Source organism: Streptomyces sp. NPDC050674 (genome assembly GCF_040654575.1).
Classification (GTDB): domain Bacteria; phylum Actinomycetota; class Actinomycetes; order Streptomycetales; family Streptomycetaceae; genus Streptomyces.
Genome location: NZ_JBFAIG010000001.1, coordinates 487,108 through 509,533 on the forward strand (window position 1 = coordinate 487,108; position 22,426 = coordinate 509,533).

The 22,426-nt window shown below is 71.9% G+C and carries 20 protein-coding genes and 1 riboswitch; of the genes, 3 read left to right on the forward strand and 17 right to left on the reverse strand.

Annotation, left to right across the window (positions count from 1 at the left end):
• Nucleotides 1-61: 61 nt before the first annotated feature.
• Nucleotides 62-1,240 carry a Glu/Leu/Phe/Val dehydrogenase dimerization domain-containing protein gene (locus AB0I06_RS02020; protein WP_363116774.1) on the forward strand — a complete coding sequence of 393 codons (1,179 nt, stop codon included), beginning with the start codon at nucleotides 62-64 and terminating at the stop codon, nucleotides 1,238-1,240.
• A gap of 97 nt (nucleotides 1,241-1,337) precedes the next feature.
• On the forward strand, nucleotides 1,338-1,952 hold the full coding sequence (locus tag AB0I06_RS02025) for a TetR/AcrR family transcriptional regulator (protein ID WP_363116775.1): 615 nt from the start codon (nucleotides 1,338-1,340) through the stop codon (nucleotides 1,950-1,952).
• Nucleotides 1,953-2,109: 157 nt separating this feature from the next.
• Here AB0I06_RS02025 and AB0I06_RS02030 read toward each other — a convergent pair whose 3' ends face one another.
• The 4 genes from AB0I06_RS02030 to AB0I06_RS02045 all read right to left on the reverse strand — a co-directional run bounded on the left by AB0I06_RS02030 (nucleotide 2,110) and on the right by AB0I06_RS02045 (nucleotide 7,408).
• The gene (locus tag AB0I06_RS02030; RefSeq protein ID WP_363117017.1) at nucleotides 2,110-2,895 is read right to left on the reverse strand and encodes an SGNH/GDSL hydrolase family protein; all 786 of its coding nucleotides are present in this window, start codon (nucleotides 2,893-2,895) and stop codon (nucleotides 2,110-2,112) included.
• Between the two features lie 145 nt (nucleotides 2,896-3,040).
• Nucleotides 3,041-3,751: a DUF6250 domain-containing protein gene (locus AB0I06_RS02035; protein ID WP_363116776.1), complete on the reverse strand. Its 711-nt coding sequence runs from the start codon at nucleotides 3,749-3,751 to the stop codon at nucleotides 3,041-3,043.
• Nucleotides 3,752-3,940: 189 nt separating this feature from the next.
• On the reverse strand, nucleotides 3,941-4,855 hold the full coding sequence (locus tag AB0I06_RS02040) for a peptidoglycan DD-metalloendopeptidase family protein (RefSeq protein ID WP_363116777.1): 915 nt from the start codon (nucleotides 4,853-4,855) through the stop codon (nucleotides 3,941-3,943).
• 4 nt (nucleotides 4,856-4,859) lie between these two features.
• Nucleotides 4,860-5,021: riboswitch (cyclic di-AMP (ydaO/yuaA leader) on the reverse strand.
• Between the two features lie 311 nt (nucleotides 5,022-5,332).
• The gene (locus tag AB0I06_RS02045; protein ID WP_363117018.1) at nucleotides 5,333-7,408 is read right to left on the reverse strand and encodes an alpha-galactosidase; all 2,076 of its coding nucleotides are present in this window, start codon (nucleotides 7,406-7,408) and stop codon (nucleotides 5,333-5,335) included.
• 179 nt (nucleotides 7,409-7,587) lie between these two features.
• Between AB0I06_RS02045 and AB0I06_RS02050 the strand changes: the two genes are divergently transcribed.
• Entirely contained in the window at nucleotides 7,588-8,385 is a 798-nt protein-coding gene (locus AB0I06_RS02050; RefSeq protein WP_363116778.1) for a tyrosine-protein phosphatase, read from the forward strand.
• A gap of 19 nt (nucleotides 8,386-8,404) precedes the next feature.
• On the opposite strand, the gene AB0I06_RS02055 is transcribed toward AB0I06_RS02050, so the two are convergent.
• The 13 genes from AB0I06_RS02055 to hpnC form a co-directional block, all read right to left on the reverse strand.
• The gene (locus AB0I06_RS02055; RefSeq protein WP_361300521.1) at nucleotides 8,405-8,524 is read right to left on the reverse strand and encodes a DUF6126 family protein; all 120 of its coding nucleotides are present in this window, start codon (nucleotides 8,522-8,524) and stop codon (nucleotides 8,405-8,407) included.
• Complete coding sequence (locus AB0I06_RS02060) at nucleotides 8,521-9,165, reverse strand: XRE family transcriptional regulator (protein WP_363116779.1); 645 nt, start codon at nucleotides 9,163-9,165, stop codon at nucleotides 8,521-8,523. Before AB0I06_RS02060 ends, AB0I06_RS02055 begins: the two co-directional genes overlap by 4 nt.
• A 67-nt stretch (nucleotides 9,166-9,232) precedes the next feature.
• On the reverse strand, nucleotides 9,233-10,648 hold the full coding sequence (locus AB0I06_RS02065; protein WP_363116780.1) for an aspartate aminotransferase family protein: 1,416 nt from the start codon (nucleotides 10,646-10,648) through the stop codon (nucleotides 9,233-9,235).
• A complete protein-coding gene (dxs, locus tag AB0I06_RS02070; RefSeq protein WP_363116781.1) occupies nucleotides 10,645-12,540 on the reverse strand; it encodes a 1-deoxy-D-xylulose-5-phosphate synthase in 1,896 nt (631 codons plus the stop codon). Before dxs ends, AB0I06_RS02065 begins: the two co-directional genes overlap by 4 nt.
• A gap of 29 nt (nucleotides 12,541-12,569) precedes the next feature.
• The gene (gene ispG / locus AB0I06_RS02075; RefSeq protein ID WP_363116782.1) at nucleotides 12,570-13,727 is read right to left on the reverse strand and encodes a flavodoxin-dependent (E)-4-hydroxy-3-methylbut-2-enyl-diphosphate synthase; all 1,158 of its coding nucleotides are present in this window, start codon (nucleotides 13,725-13,727) and stop codon (nucleotides 12,570-12,572) included.
• 4 nt (nucleotides 13,728-13,731) lie between these two features.
• Nucleotides 13,732-14,754 carry an adenosyl-hopene transferase HpnH gene (gene hpnH / locus AB0I06_RS02080; RefSeq protein ID WP_363116783.1) on the reverse strand — a complete coding sequence of 341 codons (1,023 nt, stop codon included), beginning with the start codon at nucleotides 14,752-14,754 and terminating at the stop codon, nucleotides 13,732-13,734.
• Nucleotides 14,755-14,759: 5 nt separating this feature from the next.
• Nucleotides 14,760-15,401: a 1-hydroxy-2-methyl-2-butenyl 4-diphosphate reductase gene (locus tag AB0I06_RS02085; protein ID WP_363116784.1), complete on the reverse strand. Its 642-nt coding sequence runs from the start codon at nucleotides 15,399-15,401 to the stop codon at nucleotides 14,760-14,762.
• Nucleotides 15,398-17,539, reverse strand: coding sequence for a squalene--hopene cyclase (shc, locus tag AB0I06_RS02090; protein WP_363116785.1), 2,142 nt, complete (start codon nucleotides 17,537-17,539; stop codon nucleotides 15,398-15,400). The genes AB0I06_RS02085 and shc overlap by 4 nt, the downstream gene beginning before the upstream one ends.
• A gap of 122 nt (nucleotides 17,540-17,661) precedes the next feature.
• Nucleotides 17,662-18,729, reverse strand: a complete 1,068-nt coding sequence (locus AB0I06_RS02095; RefSeq protein WP_363116786.1) for a polyprenyl synthetase family protein — start codon at nucleotides 18,727-18,729, stop codon at nucleotides 17,662-17,664.
• A 65-nt stretch (nucleotides 18,730-18,794) separates the two neighbouring features.
• A complete protein-coding gene (gene hpnE / locus AB0I06_RS02100) occupies nucleotides 18,795-20,207 on the reverse strand; it encodes a hydroxysqualene dehydroxylase HpnE (protein WP_363116787.1) in 1,413 nt (470 codons plus the stop codon).
• A complete protein-coding gene (locus AB0I06_RS02105) occupies nucleotides 20,204-20,518 on the reverse strand; it encodes a DUF6380 family protein (protein ID WP_363116788.1) in 315 nt (104 codons plus the stop codon). The genes hpnE and AB0I06_RS02105 overlap by 4 nt, the downstream gene beginning before the upstream one ends.
• Complete coding sequence (hpnD, locus tag AB0I06_RS02110; protein WP_363116789.1) at nucleotides 20,515-21,465, reverse strand: presqualene diphosphate synthase HpnD; 951 nt, start codon at nucleotides 21,463-21,465, stop codon at nucleotides 20,515-20,517. Before hpnD ends, AB0I06_RS02105 begins: the two co-directional genes overlap by 4 nt.
• Complete coding sequence (hpnC, locus tag AB0I06_RS02115; protein ID WP_363116790.1) at nucleotides 21,462-22,364, reverse strand: squalene synthase HpnC; 903 nt, start codon at nucleotides 22,362-22,364, stop codon at nucleotides 21,462-21,464. Before hpnC ends, hpnD begins: the two co-directional genes overlap by 4 nt.
• Nucleotides 22,365-22,426: the final 62 nt, after the last annotated feature.

Here is a 22,426-nt window from a genome sequence, read left to right on the forward strand (position 1 = left end):
CAGGTCCCACCGAAGGGGATACTGACCGATGATTCAGTAACCCTCCGGTGAAGGAGCCCGTATGGCCGCCCCCCTGCTGTCCCTGACCTGGACCGATCACCTCACGGGACGGCAGGGCTTCCTGGTCGTCGACCGGCTGGTGCGCGGGGTCGCCAGCGGCGGACTGCGGATGCGCGCGGGCTGCACCCTGGCGGAGGTCGAGGGCCTCGCCCGCGGCATGACCATGAAGGAGGCCCTGCACTACGACCCGGAGAGCCGCTACGTCCCGCTCGGCGGCGCCAAGGGCGGCATCGACTGCGACCCCCGTGATCCGGAGGCGTACCCGCTGCTGGTGCGGTACCTGCGCGCCATGCGGCCGTACATAGAGAGCTGCTGGACGACGGGCGAGGATCTGGGGCTCACCCAGGACCTGGTGGACCGGGCCGTCGTCGAGGCGGGGCTGGTCTCCTCGATCCAGGCCGTGTATCCGCTGCTGGACGACGAGGCCGGGGCACGCCGGCGGCTGCGGGACGCGTTCGCGGTCGAGGTCGACGGCATCGGGCTGGACGAGCTGGCTGGCGGCTGCGGCGTGGCGGAGGCGACCCTGACCGCCCTGGACCGGGCCGGTGTGGCGTACGCGGGAACGCGGGTCGCGCTCCAGGGGCTGGGCACCATGGGCGGGGCCACCGCGCGGTTCCTCGCACGGGCGGGATGCACGGTCGTGGCCGTCGCCGACCTCAAGGGCACGATCGTCAACCCGTCGGGCCTCGACGTCGAAGCACTCCTCGTCGCGCGGGACGCCCACGGCACGGTGGACCGCTCGGCACTGCGGCCCGGCGACCGCGAACTGCCGGGCGACGCCTGGCTGTCGGCCGACGCGGACGTCCTGGTGCCGGCGGCGGTGTCGTACGCGATCGACACCGGCAACCAGGGGCGGATCACCGCCCGCTGGGTCGTCGAGGCGGCCAACATGCCCGTGCGGCCCGAGGCGGAGCTGCTGCTCGCCGAGCGCGGGGTGAGCGTGCTGCCGGACGTCGTGGTCAACTCGGGCACGAACGCCTGGTGGTGGTGGACGCTGTTCGGGGACATCGGCGCCGACGCCGAGGAAGCGTTCGCGTACACGCGCCGCTCGATGCGGGCGCTGGTCGAGCGGATGCTGTCCCGCGCGCAGGCGGACGGGACGACGCCGCGGGCCGCCGCCCACGCGATCGCGGCCGACCGGCTGCCGCTGATCGCCGAGCGGTTCGGCTGGTACCGGTGAGGCGGCCGCCGGCCCCTCGGCGACCGTCTCCCGGCCCGGCCCGGACAGGCCGAAAGGCGACGTCGAGGGGGCACGGGCACCTGGGTAGGGTGACGGCGTGACGAGAGTCCGGTTGAGCGTGGCGGAGCGGCGCGGGGATCTGCTGCGGGCGGCCATCGAGCAGATCGAGGCACGGGGCGTGGCGGCGGTCAGGATCGCCGACATCGCCTCGGCGCTCGGCGTGAGCAACGCCCTGGTCCTCTACCACTTCTCCTCGAAGGAACAGTTGGTCGCCGCCGCGTTCCGGCACGCGGCGGAGGGCGACCTCGCGCATCTGCGCAAGCTGACCGGCCGCCGCTCCCCCGCGCTGCGCCGGCTGCGGTCGGCCGTACGGTGGTACGCCCCGACCGGGCAGGCCAAGGGCTGGCGGCTGTGGATCGAGGGCTGGGCGGCGGCGCTGCGCGACCCGGTGCTGCGGGAGGTCGCCCAGGATCTCGACCGGCAGTGGAAGGCGGCCCTCGTCGAGGTCATCGCCGAGGGCGTGGCGGCCGGTGAGTTCCGCTGCCCGGACCCGCAGGGCACGGCCCTGCGCCTCACCGCCCTCCTCGACGGCCTGGCCATTCAGCTGACGTCGTACGCCGGCGCGGTGCCGCGGGTCCGGGCCCAGGAGTGGGTGGAGGAGGCGCTGACCCGCGAGTTGGGCCTGGCGGAGGTGGAGCGGACGGCGCCCTGACGCCCGCTGCGACGCCTGCCCCCCCGACAACACCCCCGCCGCGCACCCCGCCCCCACGACGGCCCACCGCGCCTGCGCCCGCTCGATCGCTCCCACGAACGCCCGCGGGCCGCGCCGGTGTTCCACCCGGCACGGCCCGCACGCGCAGGAGCCGCTCTCACGCCACCGGGGCGATTCGCATCCTGATGTCGTCCGGCGACAGCGCCCCCTTGGCCGTCACGTGGTCGCCCGAGGACTCCCCGCGCAACCGGCGCCCGATCCACGGCACCAGGAACTCGCGCGCCCAGGCGACGTTGTCCCGCCGCACATCGAGAACGCCGCGCGGGGGCAGCGGAGGCCACGCCTGCTCGGGGTCGGCCGGCACGTCGAGGCCGAGCACCTGGCCGGCGCGCAGCGCCACCCGCGTGTGGCCCTCCGGAGACAGGTGCAGCCGGTCGGCGTCCCAGGCCCTGCGGTCCTGCACACTGCGCAGGGACCACAGGTCGAGCACCGGGCAGCCGTACCGGTCGGCGATGGCCCGGACATGGCCGTTGTAGGTGGCGATCTTGCCGCGCAGGTGCTTGAGCACCGGCACGCCACGGGTGTCGAACCCGGTCGTCACCATCACCGTGCCGGACACGGCGATGAGCTGGACCAGGGCACGCTCGAAACGCTCGGCCACCTCGTCGGGGTCGGTGCCCGGCCGGATGATGTCATTGCCCCCGGCACAGAAGGAGACGAGGTCCGGGGCCATGTCGACGGCCCGCGGAACCTGGTCCGCCACGATCTGGTCGAGGAGCTTCCCGCGTACGGCGAGATTGGTGTACCGGAAGTCGCCCTCGGGCCTGCGGTCGGCGAGCAGGACGGCGAACCGGTCGGCCCAGCCGACGAAGGCCCCGTCGGGGCCGGGGTCGCCGACGCCCTCGGTGAAGCTGTCCCCCAGCGCCACGTACGACCCGATCACTGCTCTGCTGTCACTCTTCGAATCGTCTGCCACAACGGTCCATGATTCACCCTTGAATGTGACTTACGCGACCGTAGGAAGGGGTTGACTGGCGGTGAGATAAGCCACTCCCAAAGTGTTCGCCAACTCCGGAATACACCGCTTGTCAGGGATGTTTCGGGGTGAACCGCCAGACCCGGAATCCGCTGATCCGGAAATGGCTCCAGACGGTCCGGAAGGCGAAGTGCCCGCCCGTGTAGGGCTGCGGGTCGGTGTGGTCGAAGACGAGCCGCCCGTTGTTCCACCATTGGACCGTGGAGCCGTCGGAGACGATCCGGACCCGGTTCGGCTCGTTCGCGGCCAGCAGCGGCTCGGTGCAGTCGAGGACCAGGGGCCGCACGCCGGGCTGGCCGACGTAACGGCGCAGCCGGGTCGTGGTGTTGTAGTTGGCGCCGTAGCCCGCGTAGTAGGTCGTGAGGTGGTCGTACTCGTCGAGGGCGCCGCCGCGCGGAGTCGCGAAGAGGTCGCCCGGAGAGCGGACGTCGGTCGCGTTCCAGAAGTTGTTGAGGTCCGAGACCCGGTCGTTGGCCCCGCCCTCGGAGACCGGGGTGGCGGTGTACTCCAGCAGGTACGGCCCTTCGAGTCGCCGCCTGAACCACACGGTGGCACCGCTCGGCACGTCGATCTCCAGGACGCCGCGGGAGGCGGTGACGGTGCCGCCGTCCTGGAGTTCGGTCGCCCACTGCCCGAGGCCGTGGCAGAAGTCGTCGCGGGCGACGAGGCGGCGGGGCGCGGCGTGCGCGGGCGCCGTCGGCGAGAGGACCGCGTACGCGGCTCCGGCGGCCAGGGCTGCGAACGCTCTGCGGGTGGTCGGCACGGGACACAGCTCCTCGGGATCCGCCGGGAAGGCTCTGGAAAGCGCTTGCACTCCGGACGGGATCACTCTGTCCCAACTGCCGCCGCCTGTCGATCCCTTGATGCGCCATCGGCCGCACACGCCGAAGGCCGGACCCGGGGTCGGGGTCCGGCCTTCACAGGCGTGTCAGGCGGGTGGTCGTGCGGTCGGTCAGCCGACGGAGACGCCGTGCGAGCGCAGGTAGGCGACCGGGTCCACGTCCGAGCCGTAGTCCGGCGTGGTGCGGATCTCGAAGTGCAGGTGCGGTCCGGTCACGTTGCCGGTCGCACCCGACAGGCCGACCTGCTGCCCGGCGGTCACGGTCTGGCCGGCCGAGACGGACAGCTGGGACAGGTGGGCGTACTGGGCGTAGAAGCCGTCGGCGAGCTTGATGACGACCTGGTTGCCGTAGGCGCCGCCCCAGCCGGCGGAGACGACCGTGCCCGCGCCGACGGCCTTGAGGGAGGTGCCGGTCGGGACGACGAAGTCGACACCGGTGTGGTAGCCGCTGGACCACATGCTGCCGGACATGTGGTACGGGGTGCCGATGGTGGCGCCGTTCACCGGGAGGGTGTAGCCGCTGGAGTTGCTCTGCGCGGCGGGCTCGGCGGCGGCCGGCTTGGCGGCGGTCTCCGCCTTCGGTGCCGGGTCGGCGGCGGACTGCTCGGGGGCCGAGGCCTTGGGCGTCGAAGGGGCGGACGGCTTCGGCGCGCTCGCCGCCTTCTTGCCGATCGACAGCTTCAGGCCCGGGTGGATCAGCGACGGGTCGGAACCGACGGCGTCACGGTTGTCGGCGTAGAGCTTCTTCCAGCCGCCGCTGACGTGCTGGTCGGCCGCGATCTTCGCGAGGTAGTCGCCGGCCTTCACGGTGTAGACGCGGGAGCCGGTGGCGTTTTCGGCGGCCTTCTTCTCAGCGGCCGGGGCCGACTGGACGGCCTTTTCCGGAGCCGACTGCGGGGTGGCGGCGTGGGCGCCGGCGGCCCCCATGAGCGGGAGGGCGAGGGCGGCCCCGCCGGTTCCGGCGACGGCGATGGAGCGGGTGAAACGCTGGGTCTTGGGGCGGCGGTGCTTACCCTTCGCGGGCATGGCGAATTCCTCTCCGTCGCCTGCGAGGTGAGCTGTCGGGTGCGAGCTGGAGATGCCCGGCCGCGCCGAGGCGTGGCTTAACCCCAAGCCGTTCCGGGAACCGGAACAGGCGTCTTACCTGTGGGTCCCCCGCTCCTGCCGTACGTCGGGTCAGTGTGTGCGGGCTCCGGGCGGCGGCAGGATTAGGCGTCCGTCCGGATTGGTGTGGAACGTAAGCGACCAAGACGCAATAGGACAAGCTTGCGGTTGCCCGCGACGGTGCTCCCCTCACCGCGCCGACACATTCCGCCGTCACCGAGCGTGGATTACCGATCTCCCGCTTTGCTCAATAACCCTGCGCATTGCCGGAATTACGTGAACATGGCGACAACACATCGTCACGAATATGACGATGGTCACGCGCCCCGACCTCATCTCCTTTACGATCGGGGCACGTTATCCCCTTAACTACCTAAGCGCCCTATTCGGACAGAAGGGCTACTTCCGCTTAAGGCGGACGACGGTGGCGTCGAGATCCCCGCCCAGGCCGACCCGGAGTCCGTGATGGAGCAGCAGGGCACCTCGGTGAACTTCGCCCGTTTCGAGGCATTCGTACTCCGCTGCCGGATCGAGGCCGCGCAGCCGGAGTGCCGGGACGGGCTCGCCGTAGCGCTGCGCCTGGAGCCAGGCGAGCACGACGGTCTCCTCGCCGAGGACGTACTGCACGGCGCTCAGTCCGCCCTCCGGGGGGCGCAGCCGGTACAGGTCGCCGCGTTGCACCACGGGCCGGATCTCCTTGTAGAGCCCGACCCACTCCGCCGCCTCGGCCAGCTCCTCGGCCGTCCACTTCGTGAGGTCGCCGCCGACCCCGAGCACCCCGGCCATGGCACTGACGAACCGGAACCGCAGCGAGCTGGCCCGGTGGTTGAGCATGGCGTTCGGACTGTCGGTGACCCAGGCGGCCATGACCCGGGGCGGATGGATCTGGCTGAAGCCGTGCTGGATGGCGAGCCGGTCCAGGGGGTCGGTGTTGTCGGAGGTCCACACCTGGTCCGTGCGGCCCAGCACGCCGAGGTCGATCCGGCCGCCGCCACCCGAGCAGGACTCGAAGGCCACACCCGGGTGGGCGGCCCGCAGCCGGTCCAGCAGGGCGTACAGGCCGCGCACGTGGTCGACCCACAGCCGCTGCGGGTAGGGGTCGTCGGGCCAGCCGGCATCGGTGAAGCAGCGGTTGAAGTCCCACTTCACGTAGTCGATCGGCGCGCTGGAGAGGAGCCCGTCGAGCTGCTCCCACAGGTACTCCCGGACATCCTCTCGCGCGAGGTTGAGGACGAGCTGATTGCGGAACTCCGTCCGCTTTCGCCCTGTTTGGTACTGCACCCAGTCGGGGTGCGCGCGGTACAGATCGCTGTCCGGGTTGACCATCTCGGGCTCGACCCAGATGCCGAACCGCATGCCGAGTCCGCGCACATGATCGGCGAGCGGCTTCAGCCCGCCCGGGAAGCGGTCGGGGTTGGGAGTCCAGTCGCCGAGCCCGGCCCGGTCACTGGTGCGCGCCCCGAACCAGCCGTCGTCGACCACGAACAGCTCGACGCCCATGGCGGCGGCCCGCTCGGCGAGCGCCCGCTGCTGCTCCTCGGAGATGTCGAACTCGGTGGCCTCCCAGGAGTTGAACAGCACCGGCCGGTCCTGCCCGGCGTCCGGGATCACATAGGCGCGCTGGTAGGCGTGCCAGGCCCGGCTCGCCCCGCCGAAACCACCGTCGCTCCAGAGGCCGGCGAAGACGGGGGTGGTGTACGACTCACCCGCGTCCAGCGTCAGCAGGCCCGAGTCGTCGTAGCCGGCGCCGCCGGTGATCTGCACGCGCGCGTCGGGGAGCTGGGCCACGGCGATCCGCCAGGAGCCGGACCAGCCGAGGGCGCAGCCGTACACCTCGCCGTGCTCCTCGGTGGCGTCGGTGTCGAGGGCGACCCAGGGCAGGTGCTGGTGGGAGGTGTGGCCGCGGCGGCTGCCGATGACCTTCTCGCCGTGGGTGAGGGCCGAGCGCGTCAGCCGGGACTCGGCACCCCATCGGCCGTGCAGCTGGGAGAGCCGCCAGGCGTCACGGTCGGGCAGCGTCCAGGTCGCGGAGTCGGCGCGCAGCAGCTCCAGTGCCGGTCCCCGGTTGTCCAGGGTCACCCAGCGCTCGACGACGTCCGTCGAGGCACGCATCCGGTAGTGCAGCGTCACGGTCAGGCCGTCGTCGCGGAACCGGAGTCTCAGCTCGTCGTCCTGGGTGTCGTGTCCGTCGAAGGTCCACTCGGTGCCGCGGCGCCCGGCCGTGCGCACGGACAGGGCGGGGCGCACGAAACGGGGGCCGCCCTCGACCGGGTACTCCTCCCGTCCGTCGAGCGGGGACTCGAAGGGCCAGTACTCGGGCAGCGGCCGCACGGTGAGGGCCTCGGCGTCGGCGAGGCCGATCCTGGGGCCCCAGTGCAGGTGCAGCAGCTCGTCCCGGTCGGTGACATGGACGGCATAGCTGCTGGCCGGCCCGGAGAGTACCCATGTACGACCGTCTTCGGAAGTGTCCAGCATCATGGCCTCACAGATTCGAACAAGCCCGACCAGAGGCGACCAGGCGGCAACATCATCGAGTGCCGCGGGGGCTCCGGGCAACGCTTGTGGACAACTCATTGCCCCAGGCAGGCATGTCGTATCGTCGAGTGACGCCCGTCGACGAGCCGCGCCGGCGGCGCCGAAGGGGAGGAGCCCTCGTGACACAGCAGGTCCCGTCGACCGAGCCCGAGCTGGCCGGAGTGCGCAACTTCCGTGATCTGGGCGGCCTTCCGACCGTGGACGGCCGGCGGGTGCGGCAGGGCGTGCTGTTCCGCAGCGGCCATCTCGCCCACGCGACCGGGGAGGACGCCGCCTTCCTGGCCACTCTGGGCCTGCACACGATCTTCGACTTCCGCAACGCCGCCGACCAGAAGCTCGAGGGGCCGGACGTCGAGCTGCCCGGCGTGCGCAATGTGAACCTGCCGCTGAGCGACCCGGCCGACGGCGCCGAGTTCTGGAAGATGGTGCGCGACGGCGACCTGGAGCAGCTGCGCGCGATCCTCGCGGACGGCAAGGGCGCGGACCGGATGATCGCCTCGTACCGCATGATCATCAAGGAGCGCACGGGCGAGCACGCGCAGGTGCTGCACGCGCTCGCGCAGGACAGCGTGCCCGCGCTGATGCACTGCGCGGCCGGCAAGGACCGCGCGGGTCTGTCCGTCGCGGTGACGCTGCTGGCGGTGGGCGTGGAGCGCGAGGCGATCGTCGACGACTACCTGAAGTCGAACGCCAAGCACCGCCGCTACAAGGTGCACCGCAGCAGCTCCGCCGCCTCGGCCTACTCCCCGGAGGTCATGGAGCTGCTCAGCCCCCTCTTCGACGCGCGCGCCGAGTACCTGACGGCGGCCTTCGACACCATCGAGGAGACCTGGGGCGGTGTCGAGGCCTATCTGGAGAAGGGGCTGAGCCTCACCCCGGAGATCCGGGAGCGGCTGCGCGAGCGGCTCCTCGACTGAGGCGCCGCCCGGCCCGGGGCTACTTCGCCCCGACCTCGAACAGCAGGTACACGAACGCGGCGAAGATGTGGCCGGCGATGAGGTAGACGAACAGCCTCACCCACAGGGCGCGGGGGAACTTCTCCTCCATGTCGCTCATGACGCGTCTCCAGAGGTGGGGCCCAGGCACAGGGCGGCCGTGGGGCTCTGCAACAGGGTGTGGACGAAGAGCAGGTCGACGCCGTCGTGGTCCTCGGCGGCGATCCGGTGCGGGGTGAGCGAGTCGAAGTGGGCGCTGTCGCCGGCCGCCAGCCGGTGGGTGGTGTCCCCGAGGCGCAGCCGCAGCCGGCCGCGCAGCACGTGCAGCCATTCCTCACCGGGGTGGACGCGCACGACGTCGCCCTGGGATCCGTGGGGCACGTGGACCCGCAGGGCCTGCATCCCGCGGCCGGGGGCACCGGCCTGCCAGTACGTCCAGCCGCCCGCCGCGGTCGGTTCCATGTCGGCCGCGCGGATGACGGAGTCCCGTTCGGCGACCGTCTCGCCGAGCAGTTCGGAGACCGTCGTACCGTAGATGCGGGCGAGGGCCAGCAGCATCGGCAGCGAGGGCTGGCGCTGCCCGGTCTCCAGTCGGGAGAGGTGGGCCGGCGACAGCCCGGCGGAGCGGGCCGCGGCCTCCAGGGTGAGTGAGGCCCGGCGCCTCAGGGCCCGCAGCTGGGGGGCGACGGCGGGCAGCGCTTCGGCCGCCGGTTCGCCCGGAGAGCCGGCCCCGTGGGGCCGCTCGGTCTCGGAGGAGCTCATGCCTCCATTCAGCCGAAGCTTTGCCTCAGCGGCAAATTTCTTGCCTCTCAGGCAAAAAGCTTCGGTGTCAGCGGTTGGCGACCGCCTGCTTGACGAGAGTCTTGCCGAAGTCCCACACCAGTCCGCCGTCGTGCGCGTCGTCCATCACGGCCGTGAAGGCGTCGACGAACCGGTCCACCTCCCGCTCGCCGACGATCAGCGGCGGGATCAGCTTGATCACTTCCATGTGGTCGCCGGAGACCTGGGTGAGGATCCGGTGCTTCTGGAGCAGCGGCACCACGACCATCTGCGCGAAGAGTCCCTTGCGCGCGGCCTGGAGCATGGTCCAGCGGCTGCGCAGTTTCAGCGACTTCGGCCGGCCGAACTCGATGCCGATCATCAGCCCCCGGCCGCGCACATCGGCGAGCATCTCGTACCGGTCCGTCAGCGCCGCGAGCCGGGAGCGGAGCTGTTCCCCGGTGGCCCGGACGTTCGCGACGATCTGCTCGTTCTCCATGACCGACAGCACCGCGAGCCCCGCCGCCATGGCCTGGGCGTTGGACCCGAAGCTCGCCGAGTGGACCAGCACCCGGTCCATGGACGAGTAGACCTTCTTGAAGATCCAGTCCTTGCCGATGGTGGCGCCGACGGGCACGTAACCGCCCGAGAGCGCCTTGGCGACGCACACCAGGTCGGGCTCCACACCGTCCTCGTGCTGGTAGCCGTAGAAGTCGCCGGTGCGGCCGAGGCCCGTCTGCACCTCGTCGGCGATGAGCAGGGCCTTGTGCCGGTGCAGCAGGTCCTGCGCGGCCCGCATCCAGCCGGGCGGGCCCTCCAGCACGCCCTTGCCCTGGATCGGCTCCACGATCAGGGCGGCGACGTCGCCCTTCTTCAGCTCCTTCTCCAGCGCGTCGAGGTCGCCGAGCGGGACGGCCGTGTCGGGCAGCAGCGGGGCGAAGCCGTCGCGGAAGGCGGACTCGCCGTTCACGGACAGGGAGCCGGTGGTCAGTCCGTGGAAGGCGTGCACGCAGTACAGGACCCTGGGCCTGCCGGTGACGAACCGGGCGAACTTCAGCGCCCCTTCGACCGCCTCGGTGCCGCTGTTGCCGAAGAACACCCGGTCCAGGTGCGGGCTGTGCGCGAGCAGCTTCTCGGCCAGCAGCCCGGGCAGTGGCTGGCAGTCGAAGCGGGTGAGGTCGGCGAGGGAGGCGTCCATGACGTCGTGCAGCGCCTTGCGGACCACGGGGTGGTGGCGGCCCAGCCCCATCACCCCGAACCCGGCGAGCATGTCCAGGTAGTCGTTGCCGTCCTCGTCCCAGAAGTAGGCGCCCTCGGCGCGCTCGTAGACCTTGTCGAAGCCGATGGTGTGCAGCATGCGCGGGAGCTGGTGGTTGAGGTACCGGGTGTGCAGCTCGTAGCGCTCGGCTCCGCGCTCGGCCAGCAGCCTGCCGAGGTCGAACTCCCCGGCCTGCGACGACTCCGGCGCGGACTCGGCGGTTGTCATTCCTGTGGCTCCTTGGACAGCTCTTCCTTGACGGTCAGGCTCGCGCTGATCCGTCCGGCGATCTCGACGGGTGTCAGGCCGATGTCGGCGAGCACCTCGGCGCGCTTGCCGTGCGCGAGGAACTGCTCGGGGATGCCGAACCGCCGTACCGGTACGTCGACTTCGGCGTCGCCCAGGGCGAGCGCCACGGCCGATCCGACCCCGGCGGCGCGGCTGTTGTCCTCGACGACGGCGACCAGGCGGTGCTCGGCGGCGAGACCGGGCAGCGCCGGGTCGACGGGCTTGACCCAGCGGGGGTCGACGACGGTGCAGCCGATGCCGCGCGCCTCGAGCAGCTCGGCGGCCTGGAGGCAGACCGGCGCCATCACGCCGACGGCCACCAGGAGAACCCGCGGCTTCGAGGCACGGTGCAGGACGTCCAGTCCACCCACCCGGTCGATCGCGGGGATCCGTGGCCCCACCGACTCCTTGGGGAAGCGGACCAGGGTCGGCGCGTCGTCGACGGCGACGGCCTCGCGCAGCTGGGCGCGCAGCTGGTCGGCGTCCCGGGGCGCGGCGATCCGCAGACCGGGCACGACCTGAAGGACGGACAGGTCCCACATGCCGTTGTGGGAGGCCCCGTCGACACCGGTGACACCGGCCCGGTCCAGGACGAAGGTCGCCCCGCAGCGGTGCAGGGCCACGTCCATGAGGAGCTGGTCGAAGGCGCGGTTGAGGAAGGTGGCGTAGACGGCGACGACCGGGTGCAGGCCGCCCGTCGCCAGTCCCGCCGCCGACACGGCCGCGTGCTGCTCTGCGATGCCGACGTCCCACACCCGGTCCGGGAACCGCTCGGCGAAGGCGCCGAGGCCGACCGGGTGCAGCATGGCGGCGGTGATCGCCACCACGTCGTCGCGTTCCTCGCCGATCCGCACGATCTCCTCGCCGAACACGGAGGTCCAGGAGGGGCCGCCCGCCGGGGACAGCGGTGCGCAGGTCAGCGGGTCCATGACGCCGACGGTGTGGAAGTGGTCCTCCTCGTGGGCGAGGGCGGGCTCGTAGCCGCGGCCCTTCTCCGTGAGGCAGTGCACGAGGACCGGCCCGTGGAAGCGTTTCGCGCGCCGCAGCGCGGACTCCACGGCCCCGATGTCGTGCCCGTCGATCGGGCCGACGTACTTGAGGCCCAGGTCTTCGAAGAGCCCCTGCGGGGCGAACGCGTCCTTGAAGCCCTTCTTGGCGCCGTGCAGGGCCTCGTAGAGGGTGTTGCCGACCAGGGGCGTGCCCTGGAGCAGGTCCTTGCCCCAGGCCAGGACCCGCTCGTAGCCGTCGGTCGTGCGCAGCGTGGCGAGGTGGTTGGCGAGGCCGCCGATGGTGGGGGCGTAGGAGCGTTCGTTGTCGTTGACGACGATGATCAGCGGCCGGTCCTTGGCGGCGGCGATGTTGTTCAGGGCCTCCCAGGCCATGCCGCCGGTGAGGGCGCCGTCGCCGATGACCGCGACGACGTGGCCCTCCTCCCCCCGCACCTGGCGGGCCTTGGCGAGCCCGTCGGCCCAGCCGAGCGCCGTGGAGGCGTGGCTGTTCTCGATGACGTCGTGCTCGGACTCCGCGCGTGAGGGGTAGCCCGACAGGCCGCCCTTGCCGCGCAGCTTGGAGAAGTCCTGGCGCCCGGTCAGCAGTTTGTGGACGTAGCTCTGATGGCCGGTGTCCCACAGGATGCGGTCGGCCGGCGACTCGAAGACCCGGTGCAGGGCGACGGTCAGCTCCACCACGCCCAGGTTGGGTCCCAGATGGCCCCCGGTCCTGGCGACCGCGTGCACCAGGAACTCCCGGATCTCTTCGGACAGTTCCCCCAGTTCCGTCTCGGACAGCGCCTTCAGGTCACGTGGTCCCCGGATGCTCTCCAGAATCGTCACGCTCGGGCCCCCTTCGCATTGCGTGCTGCTCAGCTCACGGTGACGGCGGGTTCCCCCGGCCCCACGCCGTCCTGCTCCATCTGCTCGGCGATCTTCATCGCCTCTTCGATCAGCGTCTCGACGATCCTGGACTCGGGGACGGTCTTGACGACCTCGCCCTTGACGAAGATCTGCCCCTTGCCGTTGCCGGAGGCGACCCCCAGATCGGCCTCCCGTGCCTCACCGGGGCCGTTGACCACGCACCCCATGACGGCGACCCGCAGCGGCACCTCCATGCCGTCCAGACCCGCCGTGACCTCCTCGGCCAGCTTGTAGACGTCGACCTGGGCACGACCGCAGGACGGGCACGAGACGATCTCCAGCCGGCGTTCCTTGAGCCCGAGGGACCGGAGGATCTGGATGCCGACCTTGACCTCCTCGGCGGGCGGCGCGCTCAGCGACACCCGGATCGTGTCGCCGATGCCCTGGGAGAGGAGCGCCCCGAACGCCACCGCCGACTTGATCGTGCCCTGGAAGGCCGGGCCCGCCTCCGTCACGCCCAGGTGCAGCGGGTAGTCGCACTGCTCGGCAAGCTGCCGGTAGGCCTCGATCATCACGACCGGGTCGTTGTGCTTGACGGAGATCTTGATGTCGCGGAAGCCGTGCTCCTCGAACAGGGACGCCTCCCACAGGGCCGACTCGACCAGGGCCTCCGGGGTGGCCTTGCCGTACTTCTGGAGCAGCCGCCGGTCCAGCGACCCCGCGTTGACACCGATGCGGATAGGGGTGCCGTGGTCCTTCGCCGCCCGGGCGATCTCCTTGACCCGGTCGTCGAACTGCTTGATGTTGCCGGGGTTGACGCGGACGGCCGCGCAGCCCGCCTCGATCGCGGCGAACACGTACTTGGGCTGGAAGTGGATGTCCGCGATCACCGGGATCTGCGACTTGCGGGCGATGGTCGCCAGCGCGTCCGCGTCGTCCTGCGTGGGGCAGGCGACCCGGACGATCTGGCAGCCGGACGCGGTCAGCTCCGCGATCTGCTGCAAGGTGGCGCCGATGTCCGACGTGCGGGTCGTCGTCATCGACTGCACCGACACCGGGGCCCCGCCCCCGACCGTCACCGGACCGACCTGGATCCGGCGCGAGACGCGCCGCCGCGCGACCGGCCGGACCGGCACCTCGGGGACACCCAGCGGGACAGCGGTCATGACCTCACTCCCGGTTCCCGGAGACCGTCTCGCGCATGGCGCGCAGGGACTCCTTCAGCGACCCCATGGTGGCGAGGACGGCGGTGGGCTCGTAGCCGCAGTGCGCCATGCAGTTGGCGCAGCGCGGGTCCTTGCCGCGGCCGTACTTGTCCCAGTCGGTGTCCTCGACGAGCTCCCGGTACGTCGGCACGTACCCGTCGCTCATCAGGTAGCAGGGGCGCTGCCAGCCGAAGAGCGAGTAGTTCGGGATCGCCCACGCCGTGCAGGGGAAGTCGACCTTGCCCTCCAGGAAGTCCAGGAAGAGCGGGGAGTGGTTGAGCCGCCAGCGCCGCCGGTTGCCGCCCGCGAAGGCCTTCTTGAACAGCTCGCGGGTCTGCTCGACGCCGAGGAAGTGCTCCTGGTCGGGGGCCTTCTCGTAGGCGTAGGCGGGCGAGATCATCATCTCGTCGACCTCGAGGTCGTCGTTGAGGAAGTTCAGCACCTCGATGATGGTCTGCGGGGTGTCGGTGTTGAAGAAGGTCGAGTTGGTGGTGACGCGGAAGCCGCGCCGCTTGGCCTCCTTGATCGCCTCCACGGCCTCGTCGAACACGCCCTCCTTGGCCACCGACTCGTCGTGGCGCTCACGCAGTCCGTCGATGTGCACCGCGAAGGCGAAGTAGGGCGACGGCGTGAACTTGTCCATCTTCTTGCGCAGCAGCATGGCGTTGGTGCAGAGGAAGACGTATTTGCGCTTGGCCACGAGCTGACGCACGATCTCGTCGATCTGCGGGTGCATCAGCGGCTCGCCGCCGGCGATGGACACCATCGGGGCGCCGGACTCCATGACGGCGCCCACGGCCTGGGCGACCGGCATCCGCTGTTTGAGCACCCCGGCCGGATGCTGGATCTTGCCGCAGCCCTCGCACTTGAGGTTGCAGGCGAACAGCGGCTCCAGCTCGACGATCAGCGGGAACTTGTCGCGACGGCGGATTTTCTGTTCGGCCAAGTATGTAGCGACCTTGATGGACTGTCGGAGCGGCATGGCCATCTGGCTCACCTCCTGGGGAGCAGCAAGGAACGGTGCCATTCGAAAAAAGCGGGAAGGACGGAACGAAGAACACGGAAAGCCGATATTCCACCGCGCACCGTGCCGATCCGGACGAGTTCATGTTCAGGAGCGTCCACGACCACCCGGACGGCCGCAACCGGGCGCTCGCCCGCACGCACGGCGCTCAGGAGCGTGACGGCGGACTCCATGTCGACCGCGATCGCGCCGGTGGCGCGCAGGGCGGTCCGCTCGGGGCCGCGTACGACGTGGTCGGAGCCGGTCAGCGGCCCGGTGTGCACGGTCCGGCCGGGCAGCGCGCGGGCCAGCTCCTCGACCAGCAGTTCGGTTCCGACGCAAGGCGTCGTGCCGTGCGGGTCGCGGGTCTCCTCGGCGACGACCAGATCACCGGGGTGCATGCCCGGCGCGAGCCCGGCGCAGAAGCCGGTGGCCAGCACGGCCGCGTCGCGCAGGGCCGGGTCGGCGAGCACGCGCGTGACGGCCCGCTCGGCCGCCGCCGGCCCCATGCCCGTCCGCAGCACCGTGACCGGCCCGTCGGCCCCGCCCCGGCCGCCCGCGCGCAGGGCGAACTGCTCGATGCCGAGCGCGCAGGCGATCAGCAGCGGGGCGGGGGCGGGCTGTGCGCTCATCCGCTCCCCTTGGCCCCGGCGAGCGGCTCGCCTTCCCCGCTCCCCGGAAGCCCGGCGGCCTTGCCGGCGCCCCGCGGCTGTCCGGCCCGTGCGCTCCCCGGACGGTGTTCCGCCTCTCCGCGGCCCCGGAGCTCACCGGCCTTCCCGCCCCCGTGGAGCCTTTCGGCGAACGGCTCCCCGTGCAGATACCTGCCGAGCGCGGTGAGCGGGAACACCTGCCGGTAAAGGTGGTAGTTGATCGAGAAGTCCCACGGGAAGCCCGTCCCCGTGAAGTACGGCTCGTCCCAGGAGCCGTCCTCCCGCTGCGTCGCGGCGAGCCACTCGACCCCGCGTTCGACGGCCTTGGAGTCCCGTTCCCCCGCGGCGAGCAGGGCCATCAGCGCCCATGCCGTCTGCGAGGCGGTCGAGGCGCCCCGGCCGCTCCATCGCCTGACGTACTTGTAGGAGCGCAGGTCCTCGCCCCAGCCGCCGTCGTCGTTCTGGACCGACTCCAGCCAGGCCACGGCCCGCCGGATCGCCGGGTGCGCGGCGGGGATGCCGGCGGCGGTCAGGGCGGGCACCACGGACCCGGTGCCGTACACGTAGTTGACGCCCCAGCGCCCGAACCACGAGCCGTCCGGCTCCTGCTCGGCGAGCAGCCACTCGATGCCGCGACGGGTGCGCGGGTCGTGCGCGAGGCCCTCGACGGCCAGCATCTCCACGACGTGCGCGGTGACGTCGGCGGAGGGCGGGTCGATGACCTCGCCGAAGTCGCAGAACGGCAGCCGGTTCGGGAAGGGGCTGGTGTTGTCGACGTCGAAGGCGGCCCAGGCGCCGTTCTTCGACTGCATGCCGAGGGTCCAGCGGACACCGCGCCCGATGGCCCCGTCGACCCGCTCCGGGTCGTGATGGGCGATCCGGCGCAGGGCCAGGATCACCTCGGCGGTGTCGTCGATGTCGGGGTAGTTGTCGTTGTGGAACTCGAACGCCCATCCCCCGGGCGGCAGTTGGGGCCGCTTCACGGACCAGTCACCGGGCCGGACGATCTCCTCGCCCAGCATCCAGTCGGCCGCCTTCACCAACTGCGGGTGATCGGCGGGCAGTCCGGCGTCGACGAGGGCGATGGCGGCCAGGCAGGTGTCCCACACCGGCGACTGGCAGGCCTCGATCATCCGGGCCCCGTCCTCGCGCCACACGGCGAACCGGTCCAGGGACGCGAGTCCCTCGCGCATCACGGGGTGTTCCAGGTCGTAGCCGAGCAGGTGCAGGGCGATGATCGAGTACACGGCCGGGGGCTGGATGCCGCCCCAGCAGCCGTCGTTCTCCTGCCGTTCGATGATCCAGCGGGCGGCGCTGTTCATGGCGGCTCTGCGCAGTGCGCGCGGGGCGACCTTCCGCAGGGCGTGCAGGCCCTTGTCCATCCGCTGGAAGGCCCCGTCCCAACTGAACGGCGGGGCGAGGGGCTTGGCCGGGTTCGGATCGGCGGGGTCGGTGTGCAGCTCGTCGAGCGGGAAGGGCGCGGGGCGTACCGGCCGCTTCGCGGAGACGATCGTCAGCGGGACGATGGTCTGCCGCGCCCAGCAACCGAAGTCGTAGATGTTGAGCGGCACCCACTTCGGGAGGAACACGAGCTCCGGCGGGAGTTCGGGCAGGTCCTCCCACTTCCACCAGCCGAACAGGGCCAGCCAGATCCGGGTGAAGACCCGGGCGGCGGCGATGCCGCCCTGCGCGCGGATCCAGGCGGAGGCCTTCGCCATGTGCGGGGCGTCGGGCGCGTCACCGGCCAGGCGCAGGGCGACGTACGCCTCGATGGTGGCGGACAGTTCGCTCGGCCCGCCGTAGAAGGTGGCCCACGTGCCGTCCTCGCCCTGCTCGCCGCGGATGAAGAGGGCGGCGGCCCGGGTGGTCTTCTCGTCGCGGATGCCGAGGAACTGACGGAGCAGCAGGTCCTCGGCGTCCATCGTGACGTTGGTCTCGAGGTCGCCCTTCCACCAGCCCTGGGCGTCCTGGCGGGAGAGCAGGTGGTCGGTGGCGCGCCGGGCGGCGCGGGCGGCGGCTTGCGGTACCCCGGCCGCCGCGGGGATGTCGGTGTCGGTGTCGCTGGCCGCGGCGGCCCGGGGTGACAGGGCCCCGGTGCTTCCGTCGGTCGTCGCTGTCATGGCTTCCCCTTCGTGCAGTGGTGCAAGGTGTGCAGCTGCTGTGGGTCCGCCGTCGGCCGGTGCTCCGTGCTGGCTCGCGGCACCGGCCGGCGACTACGCGAGGGTTATTCGGCCGATAGTGATCATCTCTTTCGTACGACGACGAAGTCCGCGAGCGCCGTGAACTGCTCCCGCACCCGGTCGGGCATGTCGACGGAGTCGAGGGCTTCGATGGCGATGGTGTGCTGACGGCGTGCCTCGTCGGCGGTCCACTCGCGGCCGCCGGCCTCTTCGATGAGGGCGGCGCGGGCCGCGAACTCCTCCTCCGAGAAGTTCTCCACGTCGCTGCTCTTGGCGTCGGCCGCGAGGATCTCGCCGAGCCGCTCGGAGGCGGAGCCGCCCGCGGCGAGGGCGGCCACGACCGGCAGGGACTTCTTGCGCTGGCGCAGGTCGCTCCAGGTCTGCTTGCCGGTGGAGACCGGGTCGCCCCAGATGCCGAGCAGGTCGTCGACCGCCTGGAAGGCCAGACCCAGGTGGTAGCCGTACTTCTCCAGGGTGTCGGCGGTGCGGTCGTCGGCGCCGCCGAGCACCGCGCCGATGGAGCTGGCGCAGGCGAGCAGGGCGCCGGTCTTGTTGCCCTCCATCTCCAGGCACTCCTCCACGCTGACGCGGTCGCGGTGCTCGTAGGAGATGTCCTGGGCCTGGCCGTCGATCAGGGCGCGGCTGGCGGTGGTCAGACGGCGGGTGGCGCGGCCGGCCTCGACGGTGCCGAGTTCGAGGAGCACCTCGTTGGCGAGGGCGAACAGGGCGTCCCCGACCAGGATGGCCTGGGCGGGGCCGTGCACCTTCCAGACGGTGTCGCGGTGACGGCGCTGTTCGTCGCCGTCCATGAGGTCGTCGTGCAGGAGGGAGAAGTTGTGGACGAGTTCCACGGCGACGGCGCCGGGGACGCCGGTCTCGGGGGCGGCGGACATCACCTCGGCGGACATGACCGCGAGGGCGGGGCGCACGGCCTTGCCGCCGTCTCCCTCCGCGGGCCTGCCCTGGGCGTCGATCCAGCCGAAGTGGTAGGCGGCAACAGTGTCCATGGGAGGTGCCAGGCGGTCGATCGCCGCCCGCAGTACCGGTGTGGCCAGGGTTCGGCCGCGCTCCAGCAGCGCGGTCACGTCCACCGCCTCGGCAGTCTTCGAGGCCGGGGGCACAGTGGGCACAGTCTCTCCTCTTGTCGCGGTACCGGGGGTGCGGGGGCCGTCTGCCGCTTCGGCCTGAGCAGGCATCATGCCGCCTCCTCGAAGGCGAAGAGGTGCTGCGGACGGGGCCGGCCCAGGGCGCCCAGCACGGCGTCCGCCGCGCTCACACCACTGCGGACCGCACTCTCCATGGTCGCGGGCCACCCGGTGGCGGTCCACGCTCCGGCCAGGTAGAGGCCGGATGCCTTGGTGCGGGCGCCGGGCCTGAGGCGCCCGACGCCGGGGGTGGGAGCGAACGTCGCGGTGCGCTCCCTGGTGACGAAGAAGTCCTTCACTTCGGCGCCGCGGGCCGGCGGCAGCAGCCGCTCCAGCTCGGGCAGGTACCGCTCGCGCAGCACGGCCACGGGCACGTCGATCTCGTCCTGCGCGACCGACTGCGACAGGGCGAGGTACTGGCCCTGGCGCAGCCCGGAGGCGTCGGTGCGGTCGAAGACCCACTGCACGGGGCTGCCCAGGGCGGCGAAGAACGGCCGTGCGAGGACCTTGCGGTCGTACACCACATGGACGTTGAGGATCGGCGCGGTGCCGATCTCCAGGAGCCGCTCGGGTGCGTCGAGGGCGCCCGCCGGCAGCAGGGCGTGCGCCTCGCGCTGGGGTACGGCGAGAACCACCGCGTCGGCCTCCAGCGTCTCGCCGGGGACCTCGACGCTCCACCGCCCGTCCCCGTGCGGGGAGACGGAGGTGACGCGGGTGCGGACCTCGGTGCGCACGCCCGCGGAGTCGAGGGCCGTGCGGGCCAGCCGGTCGTGCAGATCGCCCAGCGGGACGCGGGCCCAGCCGATGTCGGCCGCGCCGGGCTCGGACAGCAGACCGGTCTTGAACACCATCGCGGCGAGTGCCAGGGAGGCGTCCGAGGCGACCGCGTTGAGGGTCGCGATCCCGACCAGGTCCCACAGGGCCTCGACGGCACGCGCCGACTGGCCGTGCGCGGCGAGCCAGCTGCCGAAGTCCTGCGTGTCCAGCGCCGGGTCGGTGAGGTCGAGTCCCTTGAGCGCGAGCGCCGCCCGGCCGACCTTGGCCCGGTCGGCGAGCGACAGGTGAGGGTAGGTGGCGAGGCTGCGCCCCAGGTGCAGCGGCACGGGCAGGGCGTCCCGCCGCAGCCTGCCCAGCCGGCGTCCCTCGGGCCGGGCGAGGTCCACCACGGGTACGTCGAGCCGGTCCTGGAGCGGGGCGAGCGCCGCGCCCTCGATGCGGTCCAGGAACCAGCGGTAGGCGGTGCAGCAACGCAGGTAGACGTGCTGGCCGTTGTCGACGGTGAGGTCACCGCGCCGGAAGGAGAAGGCGAGACCGCCGAGCCGCGGCCTGCCCTCCAGCAGGGTGACGCGTACCCCGGCGTCGGCGAGCGCGAGCGCGGTGGTGACACCGGCGAGCCCGCCGCCCACCACGACGGCGTGCCGCCCCGGTGTGACCGGTCCCCTGGACCGTGTGCCGTGGGTCATCGCGCACCCTCCCCTGCGGCCGGGTCCCGGTGCTCGAACGGTGCACGGCCGGCCGTCTGTGTCAGGGACGCGACGCCGGGCCGGAGGGTTGCTCGCCGGTGGTCCGCCACGGTGTGTCCGGGAGGGGCGTCGTGGCCGTGCCCGGCCGGGGAGATGGTGCGAGTGGGGCGGCCCGGCCGTCCGCCGGCGACCGCGGCCCGCTCGCGTAGAAGCACGGGGGTGCGCGCCGGCTCGGTGTCACGGCAGGCCTGCGCGGCGCGCGGCGCTGTGCACCGCACCGCACTCCGTCCGTCAGGCGGCCGGGCCGTCACGCACGCCTCCTGACGGTCCGTCGGCTCACGTGCCGGGCGTCGAGGCCGGACAGGCCGCGCACGGCGACGTAGGCCTTCTCCCGGCCGGGCAGGGAGACCCGGCCGCGCAGCACGGCCTCCGGGTCGCGTTCGATGCGGTCGAGGAGACGGCGGTAGATGCCGGCCATGGCGGCGACGCAGGCGCCGCTGCGCCGGTCGAGCATGGGCAGCAGCCGGTAGCCCTCGGCGAACAGAGCGCGGGCCCGTCGCACTTCGAAGTGCACGAGGCCCGCGAAGTCGGAGCCCTCCGGTGGCCGTGTCCCGCTGAAGCCGGCCGAGCAGCCGAACTTGGCGAGGTCGTCGGCGGGCAGATAGGTCCGGCCGCCCACGGCGTCCTCGCGGACGTCTCTGAGGATGTTGGTCAACTGGAGCGCGAGACCGAGTGTGTCCGCATACTCCGGCGCGCGGTCGACGCCGCGCGCCCCGGGTTCCGTGCCGAACACGCCGAGCGAGAGTCGCCCGATCGCCCCCGCCACGCAGCGGCAGTAGACCTTCAGGTCGTCCCAGGTCTCGTACGTCTCACCGCGCACGTCCATCTGGACGCCGTCGATCAGTTCGTCCAGGCCGCCGAGCGGGATCGGGAAGTGCCCGGCCGCGTGCGAGAGGGCGACGGCGACCGGGTCGGTGTCGTCCTCGTCGACCTCGTCCCGGCGGATCCGGGTGAGCAGCGACCGGGTCTCCTCCAGCCGGGCCACCTTGACGTCGTCGGCGAGAGCGCCGTCGCCGATGTCGTCGACCCGCCGCGAGAACGCGTACAACGCCGACATCGCACGGCGCTGCGGCGTCGGCAGCAGCCGGATGCCGTAGGCGAAGTTACGGGCCTGCCGCCCGGTGACGGCCTCGCAGTAGCTGTAGGCGGCGAGTACCGGTGGGGACGCGTGCGGTTCCGGCTCCACGGTCCGGATCACCCCTCTCCTCGCAGAGTCACGCCCGCCTCACGCAGCAACCGGACCTTGCCGGGCTTGGGCGGACCGGGAAGTACGTCGAATTCGGCGGCGGCGATCGCGTGGAGGGCCGCCCTTCCCCCCGCCACGAACCCTGCGAGCAGCAGCTTCAGCCTGCCGTGGACGCTACCCACCAAAGGGGCGCCTTCATTCAGCAGATCCCGGGCCCTTTGCGCTTCGTACGCGATAAGCGCGCGGACCGACGCCCCGGCCGACCCGGCGGCGAGATCGGCTTCCTGGACGTGGAAGCGCTTCATGTCGGCCGCGGGCAGGTACACCCGGTCGCGGGCGAGGTCCTCGGCCACGTCCTGGAGGTGCTCGACGATCTGGAGGGCCGTGCAGATCATGTCGGAGCGGCGGACGCGCTCGGGCGTCGAGGCGCCCGTGACGGCGAGGACGAGACGGCCGACGGGGTTGGCGGACAGCTCGCAGTACGCGAGCAGGTCCTCGTAGGTCTCGTAGCGGCCGACGAGCTGGTCCTGGCGGTTGGCGGCGATCAGGCCGAGGAACGGCTCGGGGGTCAGCGAGCGGCGGCGCACGGTCGGCTGGAGACGGCGCAGCAGGGGGTGGCGCGGCGTCGAGTCGAAGACCCGGCGCAGGTCGGCCTCGAAGGCGTCCAGCAGGACCAGCCGGTCCTCGGCTTCCTCCGGGGACAGCCCGAGCAGGCGGGCGTCGGCGCCGCCGGGGGCCAGGTCGCCGTCGCCGATGTCGTCGACCAGGCGGGCGAAGCCGTAGACGGCCATGAGGTCGGTGCGCCAGGCGCGGGGCAGGAAGAAGGGAGCCACCGGGAAGTTCTCGCCGGCGGCCTTGTCGAGCGTGCCGCGCTCCGGATCGAGTGCGCGCGCCGTGCCGGTTCCCGTCACCGCCGGCTGCCCTGCGCGGGGACGGCACGTGCTGCGTGGAGCTGGGGGATTTCCGTAGCCAT

Bases quoted from the DNA above. Each gene is read 5' to 3' on its own strand.
- AB0I06_RS02065 (WP_363116780.1), bottom strand. From the start codon at position 10,648: ATGACAACCGCCGAGTCCGCGCCGGAGTCGTCGCAGGCCGGGGAGTTC.
- AB0I06_RS02020 (WP_363116774.1), top strand. From the start codon at position 62: ATGGCCGCCCCCCTGCTGTCCCTGACCTGGACCGATCACCTCACGGGA.
- shc (WP_363116785.1), bottom strand. From the start codon at position 17,539: ATGACAGCGACGACCGACGGAAGCACCGGGGCCCTGTCACCCCGGGCC.
- hpnH (WP_363116783.1), bottom strand. From the start codon at position 14,754: ATGGCCATGCCGCTCCGACAGTCCATCAAGGTCGCTACATACTTGGCC.
- AB0I06_RS02060 (WP_363116779.1), bottom strand. From the start codon at position 9,165: ATGAGCTCCTCCGAGACCGAGCGGCCCCACGGGGCCGGCTCTCCGGGC.
- ispG (WP_363116782.1), bottom strand. From the start codon at position 13,727: ATGACCGCTGTCCCGCTGGGTGTCCCCGAGGTGCCGGTCCGGCCGGTC.
- AB0I06_RS02045 (WP_363117018.1), bottom strand. From the start codon at position 7,408: ATGCTGGACACTTCCGAAGACGGTCGTACATGGGTACTCTCCGGGCCG.
- AB0I06_RS02055 (WP_361300521.1), bottom strand. From the start codon at position 8,524: ATGAGCGACATGGAGGAGAAGTTCCCCCGCGCCCTGTGGGTGAGGCTG.
- AB0I06_RS02085 (WP_363116784.1), bottom strand. From the start codon at position 15,401: ATGAGCGCACAGCCCGCCCCCGCCCCGCTGCTGATCGCCTGCGCGCTC.
- hpnE (WP_363116787.1), bottom strand. From the start codon at position 20,207: ATGACCCACGGCACACGGTCCAGGGGACCGGTCACACCGGGGCGGCAC.
- AB0I06_RS02040 (WP_363116777.1), bottom strand. From the start codon at position 4,855: ATGCCCGCGAAGGGTAAGCACCGCCGCCCCAAGACCCAGCGTTTCACC.